Origin of the sequence: Nocardioides sp. cx-173 (assembly GCF_021117365.1) — a bacterium.
GTDB lineage: Bacteria > Actinomycetota > Actinomycetes > Propionibacteriales > Nocardioidaceae > Nocardioides.
Window position 1 is genome coordinate 3,388,077 of the sequence record NZ_CP088262.1, and the last position, 22,428, is coordinate 3,410,504.

Below are 22,428 nucleotides of genomic sequence, written 5' to 3' on the forward strand. Positions count from 1 at the left end.
AGCAAGACGCTCGGCAGCGAGGGATCGTCGAGCATCTACCAGTTCTGGATCGCGCTCATCGCGGGATCGGGAGAGGGCGGCAACGCGGCCTCGGTGGTGGAGTGTCTGAGACACTGTCTTCCTCCATGCATGGCTGTTAAGCCTCTGCTTGGAGGGGATTTATCGCGGCCCGCGAAACGCGCGGCGCCCGATGCAACAAACCTTAGCAGCATCCGAGCTAGGCAGCCCGGTCAACTCGGGCCGCGAAGGTCCGGAGATCCACTTCTCGATGGCCGATCCGCCAGAACGTGGATGCAACCTTCTGCACGGTTTCCGACCGGAAGACTCGACGGTAATCGCAGTGGCCGCACAACATCGGTATGCGCTCTCGCGTTTGCGACCTGTCCATCGCAATGCGATCGTTCACGCGCCGTGCCGCCTCAAAGTCCCCGGCAGCGACGGCCGCTGCTGCGGCCTGCAAGTCGCGACGCTCCGCTTCACGGTCACGAACCTGATCTCCCACTAAGAAGTGACTGTTCTTCTCTTTCGCCTGAGGAGTAAGGGGGATGAGGAAGCCGTCGCCCGTGAGGTAGTTCAGATCCCAACCCCAGTACTCGGTGCCCCTCTGGTCTTGCACCTCGTCGCTTACAGCAAAGGACCCGACCAGCCACGGCCAAGGCTCGTGCGCGCAGTAGATCCCGACGCGCGGCCAATCTGGATCTGTGGATCGTCGGGGCAGATGTTCGTGATCCCAAGGTGATCCGAGCAGCTTTGGCACAACGAACTGGAAGCCGGTCATGCCTCAGCCCTCCACTCGATGCGGACACTGTCCGGGTCAAACGGCTGATGCCCCCGCTCGGGCGGGTGCAGCGTGATGGTCATGAGGGCCGAGATGACGGCCCGTTTCTGCTGGAGATCGCAGGCCGCCCAGGTCTGCGCAACATCGTCGGCGGTCACGAGCGGCGTCAGCACGTCAGCCTCTACCGCGTTGCGCATCCTCGCTTCCACCTTGTCGAGTTCGACGCGTAGGCGGTCGCTGGACTTCCTCACGGCACCTAGCGTCAGCAGACCCTCCTCGAGACCGATTGCAAGGTCGTTGATCCGCTCCTTGATCGCCTCGGCCGTTGCGCGGTCGCTCTCCAGGTCCGGCGTGCTCGGCTCGCTGAGAAGCTCGACGGCGTCCGGTCGCGACAGGCGTGCGACCACCACAGCCTCAACCAGCTCGTCTACCGGGTCGGCCTTCCGCGAGATGCACTTGCTGGCTCGGCAGATGTAGAGCCGCTTACCGTGACGGCTGTGCCCGGTAGCGACGTCGGAGCCGCACTTCCAACAGTGAGCGATAGCCGGGAGCAGGTGCTTCCTGGCGGTCGATTGGGTAGTCCGGCGTTCCGGTAGTGAGAGCAGGGCGACGGCAGCCTCATGGGTCTCCTCGTCGACCAGTGCCTTCCACGTCGCCGGTCCCACGACTTGACCCTTGTAGGCGCGAAGCCCTGCGTAGCGCGGGTTCTTGAGCATCGATCTGACGTTGTCGTGGCGCCAAGGGTTGCCCGCCGTCGTGGTCACGCCCAACTCGTTCCACTTACGAGCTATCCCCTTGAGCGATGCGCCAGCCAGAAGATCCGAGTACGCGTCGCGGACCAGCGCGGCCTCGTCGTCGATGATGGTCTCGCCGTCTGAGCCGTACCCGAACGCGCGTCGCCCACCGGCCGGCCGGCCTTGCTCGGCCGCCTGTTGCTGGGCGCGCTTCTGACGTGCCCCCTTGCGCTCTACTTCTCCGCGAGCGACAGATGCCAGGATGCGGCCGACGAGCCGGCCGGCGTCGTTGGAGAGGTCGATGTCCCCGGTGACGGTGACGATGCGGAGACCAGTGCGCTGCGTGACCTCGATTAGGTGCTCGAGGTCCGTCAGCTTCCGGGTCAGGCGGTCAACATGCCAGGCCACCAGCACCTGCGCATCTCCGCGCTCGATCGCTTCCAGCATGGCCGTGTAGACCGGCCGCGGCTTGCGGGAGGAAGCAGAGGTGTCGTTCTCCTCCCAGACCCGGACAATGTCCCAGCCGCGCTCCTCGCAGAGTCGTAGACAGTCCTCGCGTTGGCGAGTGACGGCGGCACCAGCGCCAGTCTTGTCCAGACTCTGGCGAACGTAGACGAACGTGGTCAACGGGCTTCTGCCTTCACTGGCTCGGCGAACACTCGAGCCAGTGAATCGAGGACCGTAGCCCTCATCTCCGGAGAAGCGTCTATGGGTGTGACGCCCTGGCTCTCATTTACCGACTCCATCGTCTCGGGCCACATGACCACCGTGGTCAGGTAGTCGAACACCGCCCTCCGGAAGAGCGCCACCGCCTCCGGAGGGCCCTTGTGTTCGGCCTCGAAGGACATCCGCGCCTGCGTCAGCGCCATGACTACCTCGGGCACGGTGATGCCATAGCTCAGAGCGTTGACGATCAAGGCGAAGACAGCAACGCGCACATTCTCGAGTTGCTCCTCCAGCTCCGCAGTCTGCGCTTCCGCCTCTTCGCGGCCCAGAGTTGGCGTGTCCAAGTTGGACACTTCCTCGCCTCTTACGGCGCCGACCGTCGAAGGTGAGCAGCCGATCCGGCGCGCAATGGCGCGGTCTGAGTCGTCGGGACGCCGAACGATCTCGGTTCTGATCAGTTCGCGACGCTGTTCCCGCGTCAGGTGCCGGCGCGCACAGTTCAGCCTCAGTGCCAGATCCACTGCCGCGGCGTCGTCCTCGACGTCGACCTCGGTACGTGGGCACTCGATGCCCAGCTCGGCCGCGATCGCAGCCCGGTTGTTGCCGTCGATGATGCGCCCGTGCTGATCGACCGTGATCGGTACGAGCACGCCGTGCGCGGCGATGTCCTCGCGTAGCGCGTCGAGCTGGTCGGCGGTGAGCGGCGGCATGGGCTGGACGATCGTCGGCTCAGACTCACCTTGTGGGATATGGACAACTGGTCGCATGTCTGTATTCTACTCATGTTTCGCAGCTCGAAGACCTCCTCGGCCGACACCACCCGGTCACCACCGGGGATCGCCGCCGCCAGGCAGTTCAGCATCGTGGTCTTGCCCGCCTGCGTCCCGCCGGCGACCAGGATGTTGAGCCCCGCGCGCACCGAGGCCTCGAGGAACGCCGCGGCGCGCGGTGTCATGGAGCCGAGCTCCACCAGGTCCGAGAGCCGCGCCGCACGCAGCACGAACTTGCGGATGTTGACCGCCGAGAACCCACGGCTGATGCCCTCCAGCACGACGTGCAGCCGGTGCCCCTCGGGCAGCATCGCGTCCACGAACGGCTGGCTGATATCGATGCGGCGACCACTGGACTTGAGCATCCGCTCGACGAGCTCGTCGACCTGCGCGCGGGTCAGCATCAGGTTGGTCAGCTCGTGACGCCCGTGCCGCGCGACGAAGACCCGCGACGGGTCGTTCACCCAGACCTCCTCGACCGCCGGGTCGTCCAGGAACGGCTGCAGCGGCCCGAACCCCGACACCCGCGCGACCAGCTCGCCGACCACCGCGCCCACGTCGGCCACCGGCGCGACCTGCCCGGTCAGGCTCCGCTCGTCGTGCTCGCGCACCACGCTCTCCGCGATCCGGCGTACGACGACCGCGTCGCGCTGCGGGTCCACGCCCTCGCGACGCACCAGCGCCCGCACGTGCTCATCAAGCTGGTCGACCAGCGCACCGTGCGCGTCGGACTGCGTCATCGCCATGACAGTCCCGCTTCCCGAGTCGGGTTCCTGACCAGAACGTAAGCCCCTCCCGCCCCCCTACACCACGGTCAGTCCTCAATCTGTGGATGAACCGGACTCCTGAGACAGATGTGACCTGCGATCCCAGTCGAGCGCGTGTTCACGAGGGTCGCCGCGGGCCCCGCCTGCGGGTGTGCCCCTTCACCGGCTTCCCGCTCTGCTTGGTGTGTGGCCGGACTTGGGTCGGGCCGGAGTCGGCCGCTCGGTGGGTCCGTTCGCGCACGAGGCTCCAGGCCTCCTCGCTCACTCCCCCGTAGCGCGAGGGATCGGTGTCGTCGAGTGCCTCGGCGAGCTCCCGGGCCGCGCCGGTCACGAGGGCGCGGGCTCGCCGCTCCGTCAGGCCCCACCGGACTCCTTCGGCGACCAGGTCGGAGACGTCGATGTCAGCCATGAAGTGCTTGCCGTTCACGTCCAGTGCCGAGCGCTGATTCTCTCGTGCGTGATGCAGGTGCATGGCGATGTCGTAGGCGGGGCTCAGTGCCACTCGGCCGTCCGGGTGCCGGATGAACGAGATGTTCTTGGCGTGCATGTCGGTGTTCCCGACCAGGTGCGAGAAGGTCACGAGGCGCAGCAGGGGGTCTGGGTCACCTCCGTCCATCGCGAGGACATCGTGGGCGTGCTTCAGCGAAGGCATTGCCGAGCCCCACTGGAACTTCCGGTTCGGATCGAGGGTGTTCAACCCGATTGCCTGCGCCAGGTCTTCCTGGTGGACGCGCAGGTGCGGGCTGTCGAAGTCGCGGTCGTAGCGCGGGACCGCGATGGCTCTCGTGTCACCGAAGTCGAGGACCTCAGCCTGCACGGTCGTGAGCCCCATCTTGCGGGCCAGGTCGAGACTGAGCACCTCGGTGTCGATGGTGTCGCCGATGATGGCCTCGGGCGCCCCAGCCCTTTTGATGATCCAGGTCGACGCAGCGCCGCCCTTGCACGAGTGCCAGATACCCTCGCCGTCTCGGTGCAGCGTGATCTTGGGGACCATGCCAGGCAGCGTGGATGACTCGCCCGTGACTCCGGTCGGGTCTGCGCGCGCGAAGCGGTCAGCGTTGCGGATGCGGTGGGCAACCTCGTCGATCGTGAGCGGCTCGTAGCGCCCGGCTCGGGTCGGGTCCCCTGCTCCGGAAGGGACGATCTGCGCGGCCCCAGGGGTGTCACGCCCGTAGGCGCGCACGAGGGCGAGGGAGTCATCCGGCGGCACTGCCGCTGCGAGCGCGTGGTTGACGCGGGCGTTGCCTTCGGGCAGGAGGCCGTCGATGTAGTTCTTCGTCGCCGCCGGGATGATGCGCTCGCCGATGGGCAGCTTCGCGGACAGGACCCGCGATCCCCGACCAAACGCCTCCTCGGCGTCAGTGGTCCAGGTCAGTTCGAGGCGCTCGTTGAATGACGCGGTGATCGTGGCGATGTGGACGCCGTAGAGCCAGATGTCGAGCGGCTCGCGGCTCACTGGTCGTCCTTGACGATCTCTACATGGGCACCAAGATCGCGCAGCACCTCGAAGAGTCGACTGCCGTAGATCGTGGGTCGCCCCGACTCCAGTTCGGAGATATAGCGGCGGCTCACCCCCAACTTCACGGCGAGTTCCTCTTGGGTGACGTCGCGCTCGTAGCGCAGGCGCGCCAGGGCCTCACCGAGGGCCTTCTGGGAGCGGATCGCGGTCATGATGACCTCCTGATGGGCGGTTATACGCGCTTTAACGTCATGGGCTGATAGTAGCCTGTCGCCCTGATGAGCGATTATCCGCCCGTCAGGTGCGCGGCCCCGGCTGGCCCACGAAGGCTCTCGACGTCCGGCCTCGCTCGGAGGCATCATGCAGTGAGAGCTTGACTGTGGAGAAGTACTGGCAAGGCATCGATTTGTCCTCACTGGCTTGCGACGGGACGGTCGCTCGGACGATCAATCACTTGCTGACCTATCCGGTCACGTCGCAGGGAGCCGGGTAGATCCGATGGTGTCGGTCACGTATGAGCTCGTGCCTGGCCTGACCCGGGAAGAAGTTCATGCGGGACCTTATGTTGACGCTACGGTCGAGCTGCACCCCGGAGTCGTGGTCGCCGAAGCTGCCGGCACTGTCCCGGGGAGCGTGCCAGGGGAGCCGGTCCAGGTGAAAAGGCACGACGCGGATGGCACACCGCTGAATGCTGGTGCTCAACAGAAATTCGTCACAACCGTCGAGTTGCGGGCCAAGCCGTGATCGTCCTCCCAGAGGGGGAGGTTCGCTGGAGCCCCAGCGACGGAAGCTGATTCTCAGCAGATTGTTGCGACGTCATGGTGTCGGCCCTTGGCAAGCTCGTGACGCCCGTGCCGAGCGACGAAGACCCGCGACGGGTCGTTCACCCAGACCTCCTCCACCGCCGGGTCGTCCAGGAACGGCCTCACCCACCGAACACGCGAACGATGCCGCGGACCACCAGGAAGAGTCCTACTGCGACCAGCAGCAGCACCGTCACCCACCGACCGCGGGCTTCGATGAAGTCGGCCAGCGACTGCAGAGCGCGGTGCGTGGGGTCGGGCGCCACCAGGGTCATCGCGATAGGCAGCCACGCCGGCAACGCGGTCACGACGGCCACGATGCAGGTCAGGACCAGGCGTGCGGGGACGGTGAGATCACTGGCGGCGATCTCCTTCGCCGCGGGGACCATGACCGCCAACGTCGTGAAGTTCGTCGCCATCGAGAACACCCCGAAGCCGAGCGCTTGGACCGGGCTGAGCCCGTAGGCGCGCGACTTCGAGGGCTTCGGGGTGCGCGGCCTGCGGTACCGCAGCACGGCAGCGACGAGGAGGAGAAGGGACCCGAGGGCGATGTCGAGGGAGGCGCTGAGGCTGGGCTCCTCGGGGAGGGCGATGGAACGTCCGAAGAGCACCAGGACGGACAGGATCGCCAGCGACGTTCCGCCGACGCCGATGGCGTAGCACCCCGCCACGCGGCGTCCGTCGCGCCCGGCGAGCAGCACGGTCTGCTCCGTGAGCATGACCGGGCTGACAGCGCCCGCGAATGCCAGCGGGACCACGAGCGCCAGGACACTGAGCATCAAGCCGAAGCGTAACGGCGGCACGGCGTCGGAGCTCGGTTCACCGGTCGTTGGCCGAGCCCGGAGCATGCGACTGCGCCGTCGGGCCGACCGTCAGCGAGACCACGACGCGCGTGACCCGAGCCAGGTCTCCCACGAGCATGGCCGGTGCTGCCCGGGGTACCAGCCGCCATGGCGGGGTTCATCCTGGGTCTCTGGATCGTGACGGCGGTGGGTGGCAGCTACCTGTGGAGCTTCACCACGGGTGTCGGGCGGCCCGAGAGCACCGCGCGCAGCAGCAGCCTGCCGCCGTCGGTGCTGTTCCTGCACCCGTTGGTCGGGCTGACCGGCTTCAGCACCTGGGTGGGCTACCTCTACGTGGGCGGCGACGTGCTGCCCTGGGTCGCGTTCGGGCTGCTGGTGACCGGCGCCCTGCTCGGCGACGTGCTGGTGATGCGCACGCTGCGGCCCCGAGCGCCGGCGCTCCTCGGCGCCGTCCCGGCGGACCAGGACCCCGAGCACAGCCTGGACGAGAACGCCGTGGCGAACGCCCGGCGGGCCGAGGACCTGATCCCCCGCCCGGTGATCGTCATGCACGGCGTGCTGGCCGCGCTGCTGATGCTGCTGGTGTTCCTCGTCGCGGTGGGAGTCGGTACGTCGGGCTGACCTCAGGCCCTCGCTAGCTCCTCTCCGAGTCCTCGAGGCTCACCTTGACCGCGGTGACGACCTCGTCGACCAGCCGCTCGTGCCAGTCGGAGTGCCGGGCCAGGTCGACCCGCATCACCAGCGCCGAGCAGATGGGACAGGTCAACGCGGCTTCCTCGTCGGTCGGGGTGCTCATGGCCGCTGGTACCCACCTCCGCGGGCGGTATGAGGCGGCCCGCGGACACGACGAAGCCCCTCCACCTGGGGGGAACGGGAGGGGCTCCGAGTCGGCGGCCCGAACCCGTCGGGCGCGTGCCGCCTACTCTTCCACCCCAAGCGGCCTGGGACGAGCGTCAAACTTATGCACTCCTGGGCCGGGACTGCACACGGGGTCGGCACACGGCCGCGACACTCCCGCCCCCTCGCGCTCCCCTAGACTCCCCGCGTGACGGTGCTCCGCGAGCTTCGCGACTCGGCGGTCGACGCGGCGCTGGTCGTGGTCGATGCCCTGCGCCTGCTGGGCCGCCACTGGCCGGCACTCGTCAGCGTCTTCCTGCTCGGCCTGGCCGCCCGCAACGCCGCCATGTGGGCGGCGGTGCTGCTCGGGCGCGACCACCCGGTGCTCGCCTCGCTCCTGGTCCCGCTGGCCCCTCTCTCCATGGTGATCGCCCTGGTCGTGATGCTGCGAGTGGCCGGGTCGTCGGCCCGCTGGACCCTGGGCGGCCCCGAGGACCTGACGGAGACGGGATGGGTCGCACGGCGCGAGCGGCTGGCCCTGCTCGCCTCGGCGCTGGTGCCCTTCCTGACGGTCTACGCACTGCAGGGCCACCTGGACGCGGACCGCAACCAGTTCATCAACGAGAGCTACGCCGACGAGTTCGCCTCCGGAGCCGCCTTCGCGGGAGGCGCGATCGACGACCGGACCCTGGTGACCGTGACCAGCTGGCAGGTCGGCCTGGTCGTGACCGGGCTGATGCTGCGTGGCGTGATCGACCGTCTCGACCTCGCCCGCCGGCACCCGGCCTGGGCGCTCGTCGCCGCCCTGGTCGAGGTGACCTGGCTGACCTGGCTGGCGGCGCTGCTGACCGAGCGCTGGCGCGACGCGGGCGGGTGGGTGGGCGATCGGGTGGTGTTCGACGAGACCGGGGAGGCGTGGCGGCGCGTCACCGGGGCGCTCGGGCCGCTGACCGAACCCGTGCGTGCCGTCGGGGACGTGCTGGTCGGCATCGTCACCGAGATCAGCGCCATCGTGGTCACGCCGGTGGCCTGGCTCAGCGTGGGTGCGGTCGTGCTGGCCGGCGGCCTGCGCGACAGCCGCCGGGCGCGGCTCGAGGAGCACCGAGTCGTCCTCCGCGCCCGAGAGCGCCTCGCCCCCCGCTTGGAGCGGCACCGGGGCTGGCGTCCGAAGCGGGTCGGCGACCTGCTCGGTCGTCGCTTCGAGGAGCTCGTCGCCGGGCTGCGCACGCTCGCCCACGCCGGCGTGGTCCCGGTGCTGACGTTCTGCCTCGTGCTCGGGCTCGCCGCGCTGGCCGAGTGGGGCACGGCGCTGCTGCTCCGTACGCTCGTCGGGCCGCGGGACCCCGACACGATGCTGGCCTTCTCGCCGTACCTGGAGGTCGCGACGCGCACCGTCTACACCGTGCTCATCGTCGTCCTCGTCGCCGCTGCCGTGTCTCGGCTCCTGACCCGCCGACTGCATGACGAGGCCGAGGAGGCGGTGCGACCCCAGGCAGTCAGTCCCCCGACAGCCTGAGCTCGACCACGTCCGGCGCCTCCCACCACACGCGGACCAGCTCGGGCTGCGCCTGGTCGTCGGTGACCACGAGCACGGAGACCTCGTACGCCGGGGGGCGGGGGTCCGCGCCCTCGACCCGGCTGCCGTCGTAGCGGGGACCGGGGCGATCCGGTGGCTCGCAGGCGGGCGGCGGCACGGACGTCAGGCCCAGTCTCATGGCCGCCGCGGTGGCCTCGCGGCCCCGGGTGTCGAGGAGCGACACCTGGCAGCCACCCAGCGGCACGTCCGGATCCACCTCGAAGCGCAGGCGCACCTCCCACACCGCGCTCCCGGCGACGGGGTCCAGCGGCTCGGGGCCGGAGAAGCCCTCGACCTGGGTCGCCGGCACCACCTCCAGCAGGGTGAGGGTCAGCTCGCGCCGGTGCTCGGCACCGCCCTCGTCCTCCCATCGGTCGGTGACGGCCAGCGCCTGGCCCTGGGTGCCGGCGGTCACGTCATGGAGCTCGTCGGGCCACCAGAAGACCTGGAGCCGGGACGCCGTGGCCAGCAGCACCAGCGCGAGCGCGACCGGCAGGACGAGCAGCCACCTCCACCTCACGACGGTTCCTCGTCGTCACCCAGCGTAGGCAGCGGGACGGCGTAGGGCGGGGCGCTCGCGAACGACTCGGCGTCGGTAGCCGTCAGCCCCAGGTCGATCTCGGCGAGCGCGTCGAAGCGGGTGTCCCGCGACAGCCGTGCCAGGCGCAGCCGGAGCGTCGGCAGCGCATCTGGCGGCACCTCCATGAAGACGGTGCAGTGGGCGGTCAGGCCGGGCGCGCTCTCGACGCACGAGTTGGTGTTGCGTCCGACCGTCCCCCACACCCGCCCCTCGGCGTCGCGGAGCTCGGCGAACGTGATCGACGCGTTCTCCTCGGTCGGCACGACCGAGTAGTGCACGACGACCCACAGGCCGGGGCTGACCATCGCGGCGCCGTACCTCTCGACCGTCGTGGTCCCGAACACCTCGTCGACGGTCACGGTGGCCGTCCGTAGGTCGATCGCCTCGCCTACCGCGCCGGTGCGCACGTGCGGCTCGGCACCTGGGTCGTCCTCGCGGTCGGGCAGCCACCCTTGAAGGAGGGAGCCCGCGGTGAGCAGGCCCAGGCAGACCACGCCGGTGCCGGCAGCGTGCCGCCAGGTCGTCATCAGAACGACTCCGGCTCGGGACGGGCTGCCGGCAGCGGAGCCACGTCCAGCGGGACCAGGGCGATGGGCTCGGCGTCGTACCAGCCGAGGTCGCCGTCGAGCGCGCTGGGTCGGAGGCTTTGCTCGAGCACGGTCACGGTCAGCCGCTCCGGGACGGCCTCCTGGTCGACCACGAACGTGAGCTGGATGTCGTAGCGAAGACCCGGACCGAGTCCCCGCAGGCCGACGCCGTCCGCGCTGACGCGGACGGTCGGCTCCGGCACCTCGGCCGGCGAGCCGAACTCGTCGTAGGCGCTGCGCAGGTCCGCGGTGAACGCCTGGGTGACGACGCTCGCCGAGACCGACTCCGGCACCGTCAGCTCGATCCATCCCTCCACCACGACGAGCGCCCGTCCCTCCTCGGCGGCGTCGCCGTGCAGCTCGAAGCGCGCCGACGCCTGGTCCAGCCGGACCCGGAACGGCGCTGCCTCGACCTCGGTCCCCGCCTCGACCCGCACTGCGCCTTCGGACCGCGAGCTGGCCCAGCCCCCCAGCAGCGTGACCAGGAGCAGAGCGAGCGCCAGCACGGCCGCTGTCGTCCACAGACGGGGGTGGTCACGCACCGTCGCCGCGGGAGAGAGGACCCCCCGCGTCGGCACGAGGGGAGTCTAGGGCGGGTCCGACGGGCGTAGTCGGCGACTCCAGGAAATGGAAAGAACCACCCGCGGTCTCGGGTCCGCGGGTGGTTCTGAGGAGAACATTACCCAGCCGCCGGCAACCGGCGCCCCACGCGAGATCCACAGTTCGGGAACAAGCGGGTAACGGGCATCGGGCCGTTCAGACCGAGTGGGAGGCCGTCAGTTGCGGGGCGGTGTCGCGTAGGCGTCCCTGTTGCCACATCAGGTGCACGATGAGCGCCGCCATGACCACGCCGAGGGTGCCCAGGGCCAGGTCGCCCAGGGTGTCGTCGTAGGCACCGGCGCGCTCGGAGGACTTGCTGACGAACGCGAAGTACTCCGCGATCTCCCAGGCCAGCGCGGCGGTGACCCCGAAGGCCAGCGCGCGCTCGATGGTGCGTCCCAGCGTCGCGCTGCGGTGCAGGGTCAGCAGGATGAACGCGGCCGCGAGCAGACCGGTGTTGACGAAGTGCATCCAGTCGTCGAACCACCAGATCAGGTCGTAGAGGTCCAGCCGGTTGCCCAGCGTGTCGCTGAAGCAGGTGATGGTCACCAGCAGGTCGGCGACCCAGGGGAACGACGCCCGGTCGCGCCAGAAGAAGTACCAGACGGCCGGCACGCTGAAGGCCAGCACCGAGTAGCCGACGGTGCGCGCGTTGGCGGCCTTGCCCTCGAGGTTGCCCCACTCGGGGTTGATCGTGGCCATGACCAGGAGCAGCAGCATCGTGCCCTTGGCGAAGATGTCGAGGCCGCGGGCCAGGCTGGGGGTGGGGTAGCGCACCTCGTGCGGCGCGTCAGTCACGCGTGAGCCTGCGGTGGGTGACGCGGTGCGGGCGGGCCGCCTCGACGCCGAGCCGCTCCACCTTGTTCTCCTCGTAGGCGGCGAAGTTGCCCTCGAACCAGAACCACCTGGCGGGGTCCTCGTCGGTGCCCTCCCAGGCCAGGATGTGGGTCGCGACGCGGTCCAGGAACCACCGGTCGTGGGAGGTGACCACGGCGCAGCCGGGGAAGTCGAGCAGCGCGTCCTCCAGCGAGGAGAGCGTCTCGACGTCCAGGTCGTTGGTGGGCTCGTCGAGCAGCAGCAGGTTGCCGCCCATCTTCAGGGTCAGCGCGAGGTTGAGGCGGTTGCGCTCACCACCGGAGAGCACGCCGGCCTTCTTCTGCTGGTCGGGGCCCTTGAAGCCGAACGACGCGACGTAGGCGCGTGAGTTCATCTCGAAGTTGGCGACCTTGATGAAGTCCAGGCCGTCGGAGACGACCTCCCAGACGTTCTTGTTGGGGTCGATGCCGCCGCGGCTCTGGTCGACGTAGGAGAGCTTGACGGTCTGACCGACGTTGAGCTCGCCGCCGTCGGGCTGCTCCTGGCCGGTGATCATCCGGAACAGCGTGGTCTTGCCGACGCCGTTGGGACCGATGACGCCGACGATGCCGGCACGCGGCAGCGAGAAGGAGAGGTCGTCGATCAGGGTCCGGCCCTCGAAGCCCTTCTCGAGCTTCTTGGCCTCCAGCACGACGTCGCCGAGGCGGGGGCCGGCCGGGATATTGATCTCGGAGGTGTCGATCTTGCGCATCCGGTCGGCCTCGGCCGCCATCTCCTCGTAGCGCGCGAGACGGGACTTGCTCTTGGTCTGGCGGGCCTTGGCGTTGGAGCGCACCCACTCGAGCTCGCGCTCGAGCATCTTGGCGCGCTTGGCGTCCTTCTGGCCCTCGATCTTGAGGCGGTCCTTCTTGGTCTCGAGGTAGGTCGAGTAGTTGCCCTCGTAGGGGTGGGTGGAGCCCCGGTCGAGCTCGAGGATCCACTCGGCGACGTTGTCGAGGAAGTACCGGTCGTGGGTGATCGCCAAGACGGCGCCCGGGTAGTCCTTGAGGTGGCCCTCGAGCCACTGCACGGACTCGGCGTCGAGGTGGTTGGTGGGCTCGTCGAGCAGCAGCAGGTCGGGCTGCTGCAGCAGCAGCTTGCACAGGGCGACCCGGCGGCGCTCACCACCGGAGAGGTTGTCGACGATCGTGTCCGGCGGGGGGCAGCGCAGCGCGTCCATCGCCTGGTCCAGTCGGCTGTCGAGGTCCCAGACATTGGCCGCGTCGAGCTCGGTCTGCAGGTCGCCGGCCTCGGTCGCGACCTTGTCCTGGTCGGCGTCGGGGTCGCCCATCATCATGTAGAGCTCGTCGAGGCGGGCCATCTTGGCCTTGATCTCGCTGACCGCCTCCTCGACGTTCTCAAGGACGGTCTTGCCCTCGGTCAGCGGCGGCTCCTGCTGGAGCATCCCGACCGTGGCGTTGGGGTCGAGGATCGCGTCGCCGTTGTTGGCGTGCTCCAGCCCGGCCATGATCTTGAGCAGGGTCGACTTGCCGGTGCCGTTGGGGCCGACGACGCCGATCTTCGCCCCGTGCAGGAACGACAGCGTCACGTTGTCGAGGACGACCTTGTCGCCATGGGCCTTGCGCACATTGCGCAGGGTGAACACATACTCCGCCATGCCACCGAGCCTACGGCTCACCGACCCCAGACACCCAAATGGGTCAGGCGGCGGCGCCCTCCCCCGCGTCCGGCCTGGCCGCCCGTGAGAACTGGCTCACCCCCTTGCCGAGGTCGTGGCCGCACGACGTCGGCCTCGACCTCGAACGAGGTGACCTCGTGGCCGTACCACTGGGTGCTGCCGTCCACCCACTCCTGCGTGCTGCGCCGGAAGCGGCACGGAGTGCACGCCACCCGGAAGCTGGCGACCGCGGAGTCGCCCGCCTGTCGCAGCTGGGGGTCGGAGCCCCCGCCCGTGGAGACCAGGCGGCTACTTGAGGGCCGTGGCGAGCTGCGTACGCACCTCGGAGTACGCCGCCAGCTCGGCCGCGACCGGCCGGACGACCAGCTCGTCGGCCACCTCGTGGACGGCCGCCCGCAGCCGGCGGTCGGCCGAGTGGGCCTTGCGCCGGGCGGTGGCGGCGACCAGCCAGCGGCAGACCAGTGCCAGCAGCAGCCCGAGCGCAACCCCGCCGACCAGCAGCAGGGTCGGCAGCGCCAGCGGGCCGACGTCGGGAGTGGCCGGCTCGGAGAGCTGCAGGTAGCCCATGACGGCGAGCGCGGCCAGCCAGATGCCCCCGACCAGCGCGGTGGCGATCAGGGCCCACTGCACGGCACGGACCACGCCGGCCCACCACGGCATGGTCGCGACCCCCAGGTCGGTGCCGCCCACGGCGCGGTCCAGCCGGTCGTTGAGGTCGGGCAGGCGCGACGTCGAGGCGCGGCGCACGGCCTCCACCCACGGGCGTCCCAGGCCGGCGGAGGCGTCGTCGGCCAGGGCCCGCACCTCGGTGTCGACGCGCGCCCGCTGCACCGGCGTGGTGGCCGGCAGCGACGTGCGGGAGCGGCCGGTGAGCTGGGCGGCGGAGTCGCCGAGGTCCAGGTGCAGCCGCTTGAGCGGGTCCGGCTTGAGCCGCGAGAACCACGCGACGACCGGCCAGCCGGTCGCCCGTCCCGCGCGCAGGCGGGTGGAGCGCTCGACGGCGTCGACCACGGTCGGCACGCCGGCGGCGTCGGCCAGGCTGTCCTCGAGGTCGGCCACGCGCTTGTCGGAGAGCGAGCGCGGCTTGCCGGAGCCGGAGGCCTCCTGCAGCCGCGCGGCGACGTCGCGCAGGTCGGCCTCGAGCCGCTGGCGGGTGGCCTGCTTGTCGGCGACGCGACCGGCGATCTCCGCACGCAGCTCGGCCATGCCGATGCCGTGACGGGCGCTGACCGCGATGATCGGGACCTGCTGGAGGCCGTCCTGGTCGAGCAGCCGTCGCACGTCGGCCACCATCGAGGGGCGCCGGTCCTCGGGGACGGTGTCGATGTGGTTGAGCACGACGACCATCACCGAGGCGTGGCTCTGCAGGGGCTTGAGGTAGCGGTCGTGGATCGCGGCGTCGGCGTACTTCTGCGGGTCGAGCACCCACACCAGCATGTCGACGAGCTGCACCAGCCGGTCGACCTCGAGGTGGTGGCTGAGCTCGGTCGAGTCGTGGTCGGGCAGGTCGAGCAGCACGACCCCGTCCAGCTGACTGTCCTCGCGCCGGGTGTCGAGCATCGAGTCGCGGGTGGTCTGGTGGCGCGGGGGGATGCCGAGCCACTCGAGCAGCTCGTCGGCACCGTCGCTCCCCCACACGCAGGCACTGGCCCACGACGTGGTGGGGCGGCGTACGCCGACGGCCGAGAGCTCCAGGCCGGTCAGGGCGTTGAAGGTCGAGGACTTGCCCGAGCCCGTGGCGCCGGCGATCCCGACGACGGTGTGCTGGGCGGACAGCCGCAGCCGGCCGGCGGCACGGCCGGCCGTCGCCTCGGCCTCGTCGACGAGGGCGTCGTCCAGGCGCCCGCGAGCGGTGGTGGCGGCGGCTTCGAGCGCGGTGATGCGGGCGCCGATGTCGGTGCCCCGCGTGACCAGCTTCTTGGCTCCTTCGAGCAGGGTGGTCACTCTGCTCCTCTCTTCGACTCGGCGTATCGGACGTCGTCGACACGGCGCGTGGCGTCGCGCAGCCGGTCCGGCGCCCCGGGCTTGAGGTCCAGGGACGCGACGAGCGCAAGGTAGCGCTCGCGCTCGGCGCGGAACAGCTCGGTGATGCGCTGCTCCAGCGAGCGACGGGCTCGCTCGGCGAGGCTGCGGACCGCCTGGTCGCCGAAGACCGCCTCGAGGAGCTTCTGTCCGAGCACCGCGGAGCCGCCGGCGATCCCGGCCTCCGCGCCGGTGACCCCGGCGGTGTGGGCGAACACCACGATCATCAGCGCGACCGAGAGCCCGTTGACCCCGAACGCGAGGAACCGGGCGGTGCTGCGCTTCTCGGCCCCCTCGCTGCGGACCATGTCCAGCACGTCCGACTGCCAGTCACGCACGGCCCGCTCGGCCTTGCGTCGCAGGTCGCGCGAGGCGCGACCGAGGTCCTGGTCGGCGCGGGCGAGCAGCCCCTGTCCGGCGGCCACCTGCTGCCACGACGCCTCGGCCCGCTCGGCGGCGGCCTCCGCGTGCTCGAGGATCAGGGTCTCCAGCCCGGACTCGACCGCGACGGTGACCCGCTCTGCCTGCTGGGGCTTGCCCTTGATCGCGTTGACGACTCGGTCGCGGAACCAGCCGACCTTGTCCTCGAGCGACTTCAGCAGCTCGCCGGTCCCGACGAACTCCTGCCAGCGGGCCAGCACCTCGCCGCGCAGCAGGGTGCCGTCGGCGGAGGCGACGGAGATGGCGGCGATGGCGTCGTCGTAGGCACGGTCGGCGTCGGCGCGCAGGCGCTCCGCGACGGCCGCCTGCTCCGCGGCGGCGTCCGCCACCCCGTAGGTACGCCGGGCGATCGTGCGGATGGCCCCGTCCAGGGTCTGCTTGACGACCGCGCCCCGGGCGCCGGTGTCGGCCGCGAGGGACGCCAGCCAGGCCCGGATCTCGGCCACGTGGTGAGCGGGCAGCAGCCCGTCGTCGTCGACCTTGCCCTCGGTGACCGTGAACAACGGCGAGTCCTTGAGCCCGCGGCTGGCGAGCATCCGCGCGAGGTGGGTGGACACGGTCTCGATCGCGTCGTCGGGGGTGCGGTCCAGGACGATGGCGACCGCGGTGGACCGCTCGGCGGCCTGCTTGAGGAAGTCCCACGGCACCTGGTCGGCGTAGCGGGCGGCCGAGGTGACGAACAGCCACAGGTCGGCGGCGGCGAGCAGCTGGGCGGCGAGCTGGCGGTTGCGCTCCTCGACGGAGTCGACGTCCGGGGCGTCGAGCAGTGCCAGTCCGGCCGGTACGGCGGTCGTCGCCACCAGCTGCAGGGCCTCGGGGTCGTTGGTGGCGTGCTGCACCCGCACCAGGTCGGGCAGCAGCCGGTCCTGGCCGAACCAGGCGACGTCGTCGGGGTGGTGGACGAGCACCGGGGAGCGCGTCGTGGGGCGGAGCACGCCGGGCGTGGTCACCCGGCTGCCGACCAGCGAGTTGACCAGGGTCGACTTGCCGGCACCGGTGGAGCCGCCGACGACCGCCAGCAGCGGGGCGTCGATGGTCATCAGCCGCGGGATCGCGTAGTCCTCCAGCTGGTCGATCATCTCCCGGCGCGCGGTGCGCTGCTCCTCGATGCCGGGCAGGTCCAGCGGGAGATCGGCGTCCTGGAGTGCCCCCCGCAGCCGGACCAGCGCCGTGAGCATCACGCTGTCGGTGTCGCTCATCGTGTGGGTACCACCTGTCCGGGGAACGCGATGCGCGGTCGCACGGCGTTGATCCGGGCAAGGTAGTCCTGCCCGCGGAGCCGGTAGTCGGCGGGAGGCGTCCCGCGCAGCAGCCGGTGATGCAGGAAGCCGAGCTCGATGGCGGCCTGCTGGTAGTCCTTCATCGCCTCGAGCGCTCCGGGGCCGCCGTACTGCCGGGCGAACTGGCGCGCCGCGCGGCGGGCGCGCAGGTCGACCAGCCAGCCGATGTCGGTGCCGGGGATCAGGCCGCGGCGCGAAGCGTCGTGCAGGGCGGCGGTGAGCATCGTGCGCTCGGAGCGCCGCATCCAGACGCCGAGCCAGACCAGGCCGATCACGGCCGGGATCATGAGCACGAGGTAGACCCCGGCGAAGCTCGCGAGCCCGAAGATCGTGGAGCCGTTCCACAGCCCGTGGGCGAGGACCGCCAGGCAGTAGCCGCCGATGGGCGCGAGCCACCGCACCGCCGGGTTGCGGGTGGTCACCGCAAGGCCGATGCCGATGCCAATGAACGTCGTGAAGAGCGGATGCGCGAACGGGCTCAGCAGGCACCGCACCACGAAGAGCGCGGTCACGCCGGCGAGACCACCGGGCGCCTGGCCGTCGGTGCCGTTGTAGGCAGCGGCGAGGTAGAGGATGTTCTCGGTGAACGCGAAGCCGATGCCGACCATGCCGGCGTAGACGATCCCGTCGAGGATCCCGTCCAGCTCGGCACGGCGCCACCACAGGAGGAGCAGCAGGAAGATCCCCTTGCTGGCCTCCTCTGTCACGGGCGCGACCACGGCGAGGGACTGGTTGTCGGTGAAGCCCACCACCATGCCGCCGACGCCGCCGATCAGGATCGCGGCGACGGTGGCGACGAACGCGCCCCACAGCAGGGCGTAGGCCAGCAGCCGTTTGGGCTCCGGCTCGTAGCGGTCGAGCCAGAGGTACGACGCGACCAGCGGGCCCACCGGCACGGCGGCCAGGAGCGTCGCGAGGAGCATGATCCCAGGAGCCCCGGACAGGGCCAGAATGACCAGCATCCCCAGCGCCCCGAGCGTCACCAGCACGGTCACCACGACCGTGAAGGCGACGCTGTCGCGACGAGGTCCGGGCATGGCGAAAGCCTATCGTCAGGGCTCGGGATCCCTGACCTCGCGGCGTACAGTGACCAGGTGAGCGAGCTGACCCCTCCCGAGTCCGTTGACCCCAAGACCGAGTCGCACGACCCGGCCGTGCCGCCGGCGTACTCCGCCTTCATGCGCCAGGGCTGGGGTGAGCGCGAGCTGGACCTGCCGCGGCATCCGGTCGCCGACCTCGCGGCGGCGCGACGGGCCCGGCTGGCCGAGGCGTTCCCCGGCGAGCGGCTGGTGCTGCCCGCCGGCACCTTCAAGGTGCGCTCCAACGACACCGACTACCGCTTCCGGTCCGACACCGCCCACACCTACTTCTCCGGCAACCAGACCAGCGACGCCGTGCTGGTCGTAGAGGACGGCGACGCAGTCCTCTACGCGCGTCCGCGCTCCTCGCGCGAGACCGACGAGTTCTTCCGCGACCGGGCCTACGGCGAGCTGTGGGCCGGACGCCGCCCCTCCGCCCACGAGATCTCCTCCTCGCTCGGCATCGAGGTGCGCCACGTCGACTCGCTCGCCGACACCCTCGCGACCGGCGGCAAGACCCGCGTGCACCGCGGCGTCTCCGCCCTCGTCGATGCGCTGGTGCCCGGCGACACCGGCCTGGACGCCGACCTGGCTCGGGTGGTGTCCGAGATGCGCCTGATCAAGGACGACTGGGAGATCGGCGAGCTGCAGGAGGCCTGCGACATCACCGCCCTCGGCTTCGAGGACTCCGTGCGCGAGTGGGACAACGTGCTCAAGTACGGCGAGCGGTGGCTCGAGGGCACGTTCTTCCGCCGCGCCCGCGCGATGGGCAACGACATCGGCTACGACTCGATCGTCGGGGGCGGCAAGCACGCCACGACGCTGCACTGGATCGACAACTCCGGCCCCATCACGCCCGGCGAGCTGGTGCTGCTCGACATGGGCGTCGAGGGCCACAACCTCTACACCGCCGACGTGACCCGCACCCTGCCCGTCGACGGCACCTACACCCCGCTGCAGCGTGAGCTCTACGAGCTCGTGCTCGCCGCACAGGACGCCGGCATCGACGCCGTACGGCCCGGGACCGCGTTCGCCGACGTGCATCTCGCGGCCATGACCGTGCTCGCCCACGGCCTCGAGGGGATGGGGCTGCTGCCGGTCAGCGCCGAGGAGGCCCTCGACCCGGACTCGAAGGTCTACGCACGCTGGACGCTGCACGGCACCAGCCACATGCTCGGCATGGACGTCCACGACTGCGGACAGGCCGCCCCCGAGGCCTACGCCAAGGGCACGCTGGCCTCCGGGATGGTGCTGACGGTCGAGCCGGGGCTGTACTTCCAGGAGGACGACCTGCTCGTCCCCGAGGAGCTGCGCGGCATCGGCATCCGCATCGAGGACGACGTCCTGGTCACCGACGACGGCGCACAGAACCTCTCCGAGTCGCTGCCGCGCACCGCCGCGGACGTCGAGGAGTGGATGGGCTCCCTGCGCGGCTGAGGTGAGCGGCATCACCACCGCGGTGGGACCATGGGCACCATGTCGACAGCTTCCCGCCACACCGGTCTCGGCGCCGCGGCGCTGACGCTCGCTCTCTGCCTGACCGGTTGCGGTGGGGACGACGGCGGCGACTCCGACGGCTCCGACGGCGGCCGGTCGGCCAGTGAGTCGGCCAGTGAGTCCGCCAGCGAGTCGGCCAGCGGCACCTCCACACCGGGCGGCCCGGCCGTCCTCACCCAGGCGGAGGCGGACCAAGCGGCGCTGACCGCCGCAGACGTGGGCGAGGGCTTCGTCGCAGAGAAGGACGACGACACCGACGACGTGGACGACGACCTGGGGTGCCTGAACGCCGTTCAGGTCCTCTCCGACTTCGATGCCGAGACCGAGGCCGAGATCACCATCGAGCCCGAGAACGACGCCGAGGGCAACTACCGCAGCGTCCTCAGCGTGGTCAGCTCCTACGCCGACACGGCCACCTTCAGGGACGCGTTCGCGACCTTCCGTCGCGACATCGACGCCTGCGACGCCGTCGACGTCACCGACGACGACGGCGTCACGATCGCCCTCGAGGTGAGTCACCCCGACACAGCGCCGATCGGCGAGGTCGACGAGCAGGTCTCCTTCGTCGCCAACGGGGCGGTCTCGAGCGCCGGGGAGTCCTTGCCCTACCGCCTCGCCTTCACCGCCTCGCGCGTCGAGAACAACCTCTCGGTCGTCGGTCTGATCGACGTCGGCCAGGCGGGCGCGGACATCCTTGCCCGCCTGACCGAGACGGCGGTCGAGCGGCTCAACGCCGTCGTCGGCTGACCTGCCTGCGTCGCGGTCAGCGGCGCTGACGTGGCGCAGCCCACGGAACAGATCCCTGTCACCGCGCGTTTGCTCCCCCGGGTCAGGTCCCTGACTCACCGACCATGCATGGAGCCGCTTTCGTGACCAGCACCGCCGACCTGCCCGCCTCGACGGACGCTCTGCCCCCTACCGGGGACCGGCTGAGCGGCTCAGACCTGCTGGTCATCGGCCTGCTGCTCGCGTCCACGTTCGTGGTGATCCTCAACGAGACGATCATGAGCGTGGCGCTGCCGGAGCTGACCTCGGACCTCCAGGTCACCACGGCGGCTGCGCAGTGGCTGACGACCGGGTTCCTGCTTACGATGGCCGTGCTCATCCCGGTGACCGGGTTCCTGCTGCAGCGCTTCCACCTGCGCCCGCTGTTCCTGACGGCGATGACGCTGTTCAGTGCGGGCACTCTGGTCGCCGCCACGGCACCCGGCTTCGAGGTCCTGCTCGCCGGGCGCGTGGTGCAGGCCTCGGGGACCGCCATCATGATCCCGCTGCTCTTCACGACCGTGCTCAACCTGGTCCCGGCGGCCAGGCGGGGTCGGATGATGGGCAACATCTCGATCGTGATCGCGGTGGCACCGGCCATCGGGCCGACCCTGTCCGGCCTGATCCTGGACGTGCTCGACTGGCGGTGGATGTTCTGGCTGGTGCTGCCCATCTCGCTGCTGTCCCTCTCCGTCGGGGCGGTCAAGCTGCGCAACGTCACCGAGCCGCGCTCCGTCCCGATCGACCTGGTCTCGGTCGCGCTGTCGGCCCTCGCCTTCGGCGGCCTGATCTACGGCCTCAGCAGCATCGGCGAGGCGGCGTCCGGAGAGGTGCCCGTCGACCCGTGGATCACCATCACCGTCGGCGCGCTCGCGCTGGCGGCGTTCGTATCGCGCCAGCTCGTGCTCCAGCGCTCGGACCGCGCCCTGCTGGACCTCCGCACCTTCCGCAGCAGCCACTTCTCCATCGCCGTGCTGCTGGTGGCCGCGAGCATGATGAGCCTCTTCGGCACCCTGATCCTGATCCCCATCTACCTGCAGGGCGTGCTCGGCCTGGACACCCTTGACACGGGTCTGCTGCTGCTCCCCGGCGGCCTCCTGATGGGCCTGATGGGACCGATCGTCGGACGCATCTACGACGGCATCGGCCCGCGGGCGCTGGTCATCACCGGCTCCGTCATCGTCAGCGCCGCCCTCTGGATGCTGGCCCAGGTGGACACGGCCACGCCCTCGTCGTACGTCCTGACGTCCCACGTGATCCTGAGTCTCGGCCTCGCCCTGCTCTTCACGCCGCTGTTCAGCTCCGGGCTCGGCGCCCTGGCCCCCGCCCTGTACTCCCACGGCAGCGCCATCGTCAGCACCGTGCAGCAGCTCGCGGGCGCCGCGGGCACCGCCCTGTTCATCACGATCCTCGCGCGCGCAGCGGCCGACACCGACTCCGTGGCCGCCACGTCGGACGGCGTCCGCGCCGCCTTCGTCGTCGGCGCGGTCATCTCGACGGTGGCCGTCGCCATCGCCCTCTTCGTACGCCGACCGGCCGAGCAGGCCTCCGCCGGCCCCGTCGAGGGCTGACGGCGGCCGCTCAGGCGGCGTCGGGCATCGTCACCCGATAGCCGTCCGGGTCGGCGAAGGTGAAGCTCCGACCGAACGGACTGTCGTACGGCTCGGTCACGATGGGAACGCCGGCCGCCGCCGGCTCCGCTGGGACACCACCCAGCCCGCTGGGGCATACTGGCGCCGGGTCGATAGGTGCCGTCGAACTACACCGGGTTTACCCATGTCTTTCCCGACCGCACTTCCGATCCCCCGCCCCCGTAGCTCAGCTGGATAGAGCAGCGGCCTTCTAATCCGCCGGTCGCAGGTTCGAGTCCTGCCGGGGGCGCCCGTTCGT

21 protein-coding genes and 1 tRNA gene are annotated in these 22,428 nt (G+C 70.3%); 6 read left to right on the forward strand and 16 right to left on the reverse strand.

What is annotated here, in order from left to right; genetic code table 11:
- Positions 1–217 precede the first annotated feature (217 nt).
- The 7 genes from LQ940_RS16520 to LQ940_RS16550 all read right to left on the reverse strand — a co-directional run bounded on the left by LQ940_RS16520 (position 218) and on the right by LQ940_RS16550 (position 6,756).
- Positions 218–778 carry a hypothetical protein gene (locus tag LQ940_RS16520; protein WP_231242869.1) on the reverse strand — a complete coding sequence of 187 codons (561 nt, stop codon included), beginning with the start codon at positions 776–778 and terminating at the stop codon, positions 218–220.
- A complete protein-coding gene (locus tag LQ940_RS16525) occupies positions 775–2,139 on the reverse strand; it encodes a recombinase family protein (protein ID WP_231242866.1) in 1,365 nt (454 codons plus the stop codon). The genes LQ940_RS16520 and LQ940_RS16525 overlap by 4 nt, the downstream gene beginning before the upstream one ends.
- On the reverse strand, positions 2,136–2,699 hold the full coding sequence (locus LQ940_RS16530) for a helix-turn-helix domain-containing protein (protein ID WP_231242865.1): 564 nt from the start codon (positions 2,697–2,699) through the stop codon (positions 2,136–2,138). The genes LQ940_RS16525 and LQ940_RS16530 overlap by 4 nt, the downstream gene beginning before the upstream one ends.
- Positions 2,684–3,688: an ATPase, T2SS/T4P/T4SS family gene (locus LQ940_RS16535; RefSeq protein WP_231242863.1), complete on the reverse strand. Its 1,005-nt coding sequence runs from the start codon at positions 3,686–3,688 to the stop codon at positions 2,684–2,686. Before LQ940_RS16535 ends, LQ940_RS16530 begins: the two co-directional genes overlap by 16 nt.
- Positions 3,689–3,833: 145 nt before the next feature.
- A complete protein-coding gene (locus tag LQ940_RS16540) occupies positions 3,834–5,171 on the reverse strand; it encodes a type II toxin-antitoxin system HipA family toxin (protein ID WP_231242861.1) in 1,338 nt (445 codons plus the stop codon).
- Positions 5,168–5,386, reverse strand: coding sequence for a helix-turn-helix transcriptional regulator (locus LQ940_RS16545; RefSeq protein WP_231242858.1), 219 nt, complete (start codon positions 5,384–5,386; stop codon positions 5,168–5,170). Before LQ940_RS16545 ends, LQ940_RS16540 begins: the two co-directional genes overlap by 4 nt.
- A 713-nt stretch (positions 5,387–6,099) precedes the next feature.
- Complete coding sequence (locus LQ940_RS16550) at positions 6,100–6,756, reverse strand: GAP family protein (RefSeq protein ID WP_231242855.1); 657 nt, start codon at positions 6,754–6,756, stop codon at positions 6,100–6,102.
- A gap of 171 nt (positions 6,757–6,927) precedes the next feature.
- On the opposite strand from LQ940_RS16550, the gene LQ940_RS16555 reads away from it, so the two are divergent.
- Positions 6,928–7,401: a hypothetical protein gene (locus LQ940_RS16555; protein ID WP_231242852.1), complete on the forward strand. Its 474-nt coding sequence runs from the start codon at positions 6,928–6,930 to the stop codon at positions 7,399–7,401.
- A gap of 13 nt (positions 7,402–7,414) precedes the next feature.
- Here the strand turns inward: LQ940_RS16555 and LQ940_RS16560 are convergent, their stop codons facing one another.
- Positions 7,415–7,576, reverse strand: coding sequence for a hypothetical protein (locus tag LQ940_RS16560; RefSeq protein WP_231242850.1), 162 nt, complete (start codon positions 7,574–7,576; stop codon positions 7,415–7,417).
- 249 nt (positions 7,577–7,825) lie between these two features.
- Between LQ940_RS16560 and LQ940_RS16565 the strand changes: the two genes are divergently transcribed.
- Positions 7,826–9,133, forward strand: coding sequence for a hypothetical protein (locus LQ940_RS16565; RefSeq protein ID WP_231242848.1), 1,308 nt, complete (start codon positions 7,826–7,828; stop codon positions 9,131–9,133).
- Here the strand turns inward: LQ940_RS16565 and LQ940_RS16570 are convergent.
- The 8 genes from LQ940_RS16570 to LQ940_RS16605 form a co-directional block, all read right to left on the reverse strand.
- Positions 9,114–9,713 carry a hypothetical protein gene (locus LQ940_RS16570; RefSeq protein WP_231242846.1) on the reverse strand — a complete coding sequence of 200 codons (600 nt, stop codon included), beginning with the start codon at positions 9,711–9,713 and terminating at the stop codon, positions 9,114–9,116. The genes LQ940_RS16565 and LQ940_RS16570 overlap by 20 nt on opposite strands.
- Positions 9,710–10,300, reverse strand: coding sequence for a hypothetical protein (locus LQ940_RS16575; RefSeq protein ID WP_231242844.1), 591 nt, complete (start codon positions 10,298–10,300; stop codon positions 9,710–9,712). Before LQ940_RS16575 ends, LQ940_RS16570 begins: the two co-directional genes overlap by 4 nt.
- Positions 10,300–10,938: a hypothetical protein gene (locus LQ940_RS16580; RefSeq protein WP_231242842.1), complete on the reverse strand. Its 639-nt coding sequence runs from the start codon at positions 10,936–10,938 to the stop codon at positions 10,300–10,302. Before LQ940_RS16580 ends, LQ940_RS16575 begins: the two co-directional genes overlap by 1 nt.
- Before the next feature lie 178 nt (positions 10,939–11,116).
- Entirely contained in the window at positions 11,117–11,758 is a 642-nt protein-coding gene (locus LQ940_RS16585) for a hypothetical protein (protein ID WP_231242840.1), read from the reverse strand.
- Entirely contained in the window at positions 11,751–13,433 is a 1,683-nt protein-coding gene (gene ettA / locus LQ940_RS16590; RefSeq protein ID WP_231242838.1) for an energy-dependent translational throttle protein EttA, read from the reverse strand. Before ettA ends, LQ940_RS16585 begins: the two co-directional genes overlap by 8 nt.
- A 309-nt stretch (positions 13,434–13,742) precedes the next feature.
- On the reverse strand, positions 13,743–15,398 hold the full coding sequence (locus tag LQ940_RS16595) for a GTPase (RefSeq protein WP_231242835.1): 1,656 nt from the start codon (positions 15,396–15,398) through the stop codon (positions 13,743–13,745).
- Positions 15,395–17,116 (reverse strand): GTPase domain-containing protein, encoded by a 1,722-nt coding sequence (locus tag LQ940_RS16600; protein ID WP_231242833.1) that lies wholly within the window; start codon positions 17,114–17,116, stop codon positions 15,395–15,397. Before LQ940_RS16600 ends, LQ940_RS16595 begins: the two co-directional genes overlap by 4 nt.
- A complete protein-coding gene (locus LQ940_RS16605) occupies positions 17,113–18,234 on the reverse strand; it encodes a PrsW family intramembrane metalloprotease (RefSeq protein ID WP_231242830.1) in 1,122 nt (373 codons plus the stop codon). Before LQ940_RS16605 ends, LQ940_RS16600 begins: the two co-directional genes overlap by 4 nt.
- A 57-nt stretch (positions 18,235–18,291) precedes the next feature.
- Here LQ940_RS16605 and LQ940_RS16610 point away from each other — a divergent pair, with 57 nt between their 5' ends.
- The 4 genes from LQ940_RS16610 to LQ940_RS16625 all read left to right on the forward strand — a co-directional run bounded on the left by LQ940_RS16610 (position 18,292) and on the right by LQ940_RS16625 (position 22,419).
- Positions 18,292–19,713, forward strand: a complete 1,422-nt coding sequence (locus LQ940_RS16610; protein WP_231242828.1) for an aminopeptidase P family protein — start codon at positions 18,292–18,294, stop codon at positions 19,711–19,713.
- 39 nt (positions 19,714–19,752) lie between these two features.
- Positions 19,753–20,520 carry a hypothetical protein gene (locus LQ940_RS16615; protein WP_231242826.1) on the forward strand — a complete coding sequence of 256 codons (768 nt, stop codon included), beginning with the start codon at positions 19,753–19,755 and terminating at the stop codon, positions 20,518–20,520.
- Between the two features lie 122 nt (positions 20,521–20,642).
- Positions 20,643–22,109 carry a DHA2 family efflux MFS transporter permease subunit gene (locus LQ940_RS16620; protein ID WP_231242824.1) on the forward strand — a complete coding sequence of 489 codons (1,467 nt, stop codon included), beginning with the start codon at positions 20,643–20,645 and terminating at the stop codon, positions 22,107–22,109.
- Between the two features lie 236 nt (positions 22,110–22,345).
- Positions 22,346–22,419: transfer RNA gene (locus tag LQ940_RS16625), tRNA-Arg, on the forward strand.
- Positions 22,420–22,428: the final 9 nt, after the last annotated feature.

Coding starts and splice junctions, on each gene's coding strand:
- LQ940_RS16520 (WP_231242869.1), bottom strand. CDS start 778: ATGACCGGCTTCCAGTTCGTTGTGCCAAAGCTGCTCGGATCACCTTGG.
- LQ940_RS16535 (WP_231242863.1), bottom strand. CDS start 3,688: ATGACGCAGTCCGACGCGCACGGTGCGCTGGTCGACCAGCTTGATGAG.
- LQ940_RS16545 (WP_231242858.1), bottom strand. CDS start 5,386: ATGACCGCGATCCGCTCCCAGAAGGCCCTCGGTGAGGCCCTGGCGCGC.
- LQ940_RS16550 (WP_231242855.1), bottom strand. CDS start 6,756: ATGCTCAGTGTCCTGGCGCTCGTGGTCCCGCTGGCATTCGCGGGCGCT.
- LQ940_RS16555 (WP_231242852.1), top strand. CDS start 6,928: ATGGCGGGGTTCATCCTGGGTCTCTGGATCGTGACGGCGGTGGGTGGC.
- LQ940_RS16560 (WP_231242850.1), bottom strand. CDS start 7,576: ATGAGCACCCCGACCGACGAGGAAGCCGCGTTGACCTGTCCCATCTGC.
- LQ940_RS16575 (WP_231242844.1), bottom strand. CDS start 10,300: ATGACGACCTGGCGGCACGCTGCCGGCACCGGCGTGGTCTGCCTGGGC.
- ettA (WP_231242838.1), bottom strand. CDS start 13,433: ATGGCGGAGTATGTGTTCACCCTGCGCAATGTGCGCAAGGCCCATGGC.
- LQ940_RS16600 (WP_231242833.1), bottom strand. CDS start 17,116: ATGAGCGACACCGACAGCGTGATGCTCACGGCGCTGGTCCGGCTGCGG.
- LQ940_RS16605 (WP_231242830.1), bottom strand. CDS start 18,234: ATGCCCGGACCTCGTCGCGACAGCGTCGCCTTCACGGTCGTGGTGACC.
- LQ940_RS16615 (WP_231242826.1), top strand. CDS start 19,753: ATGTCGACAGCTTCCCGCCACACCGGTCTCGGCGCCGCGGCGCTGACG.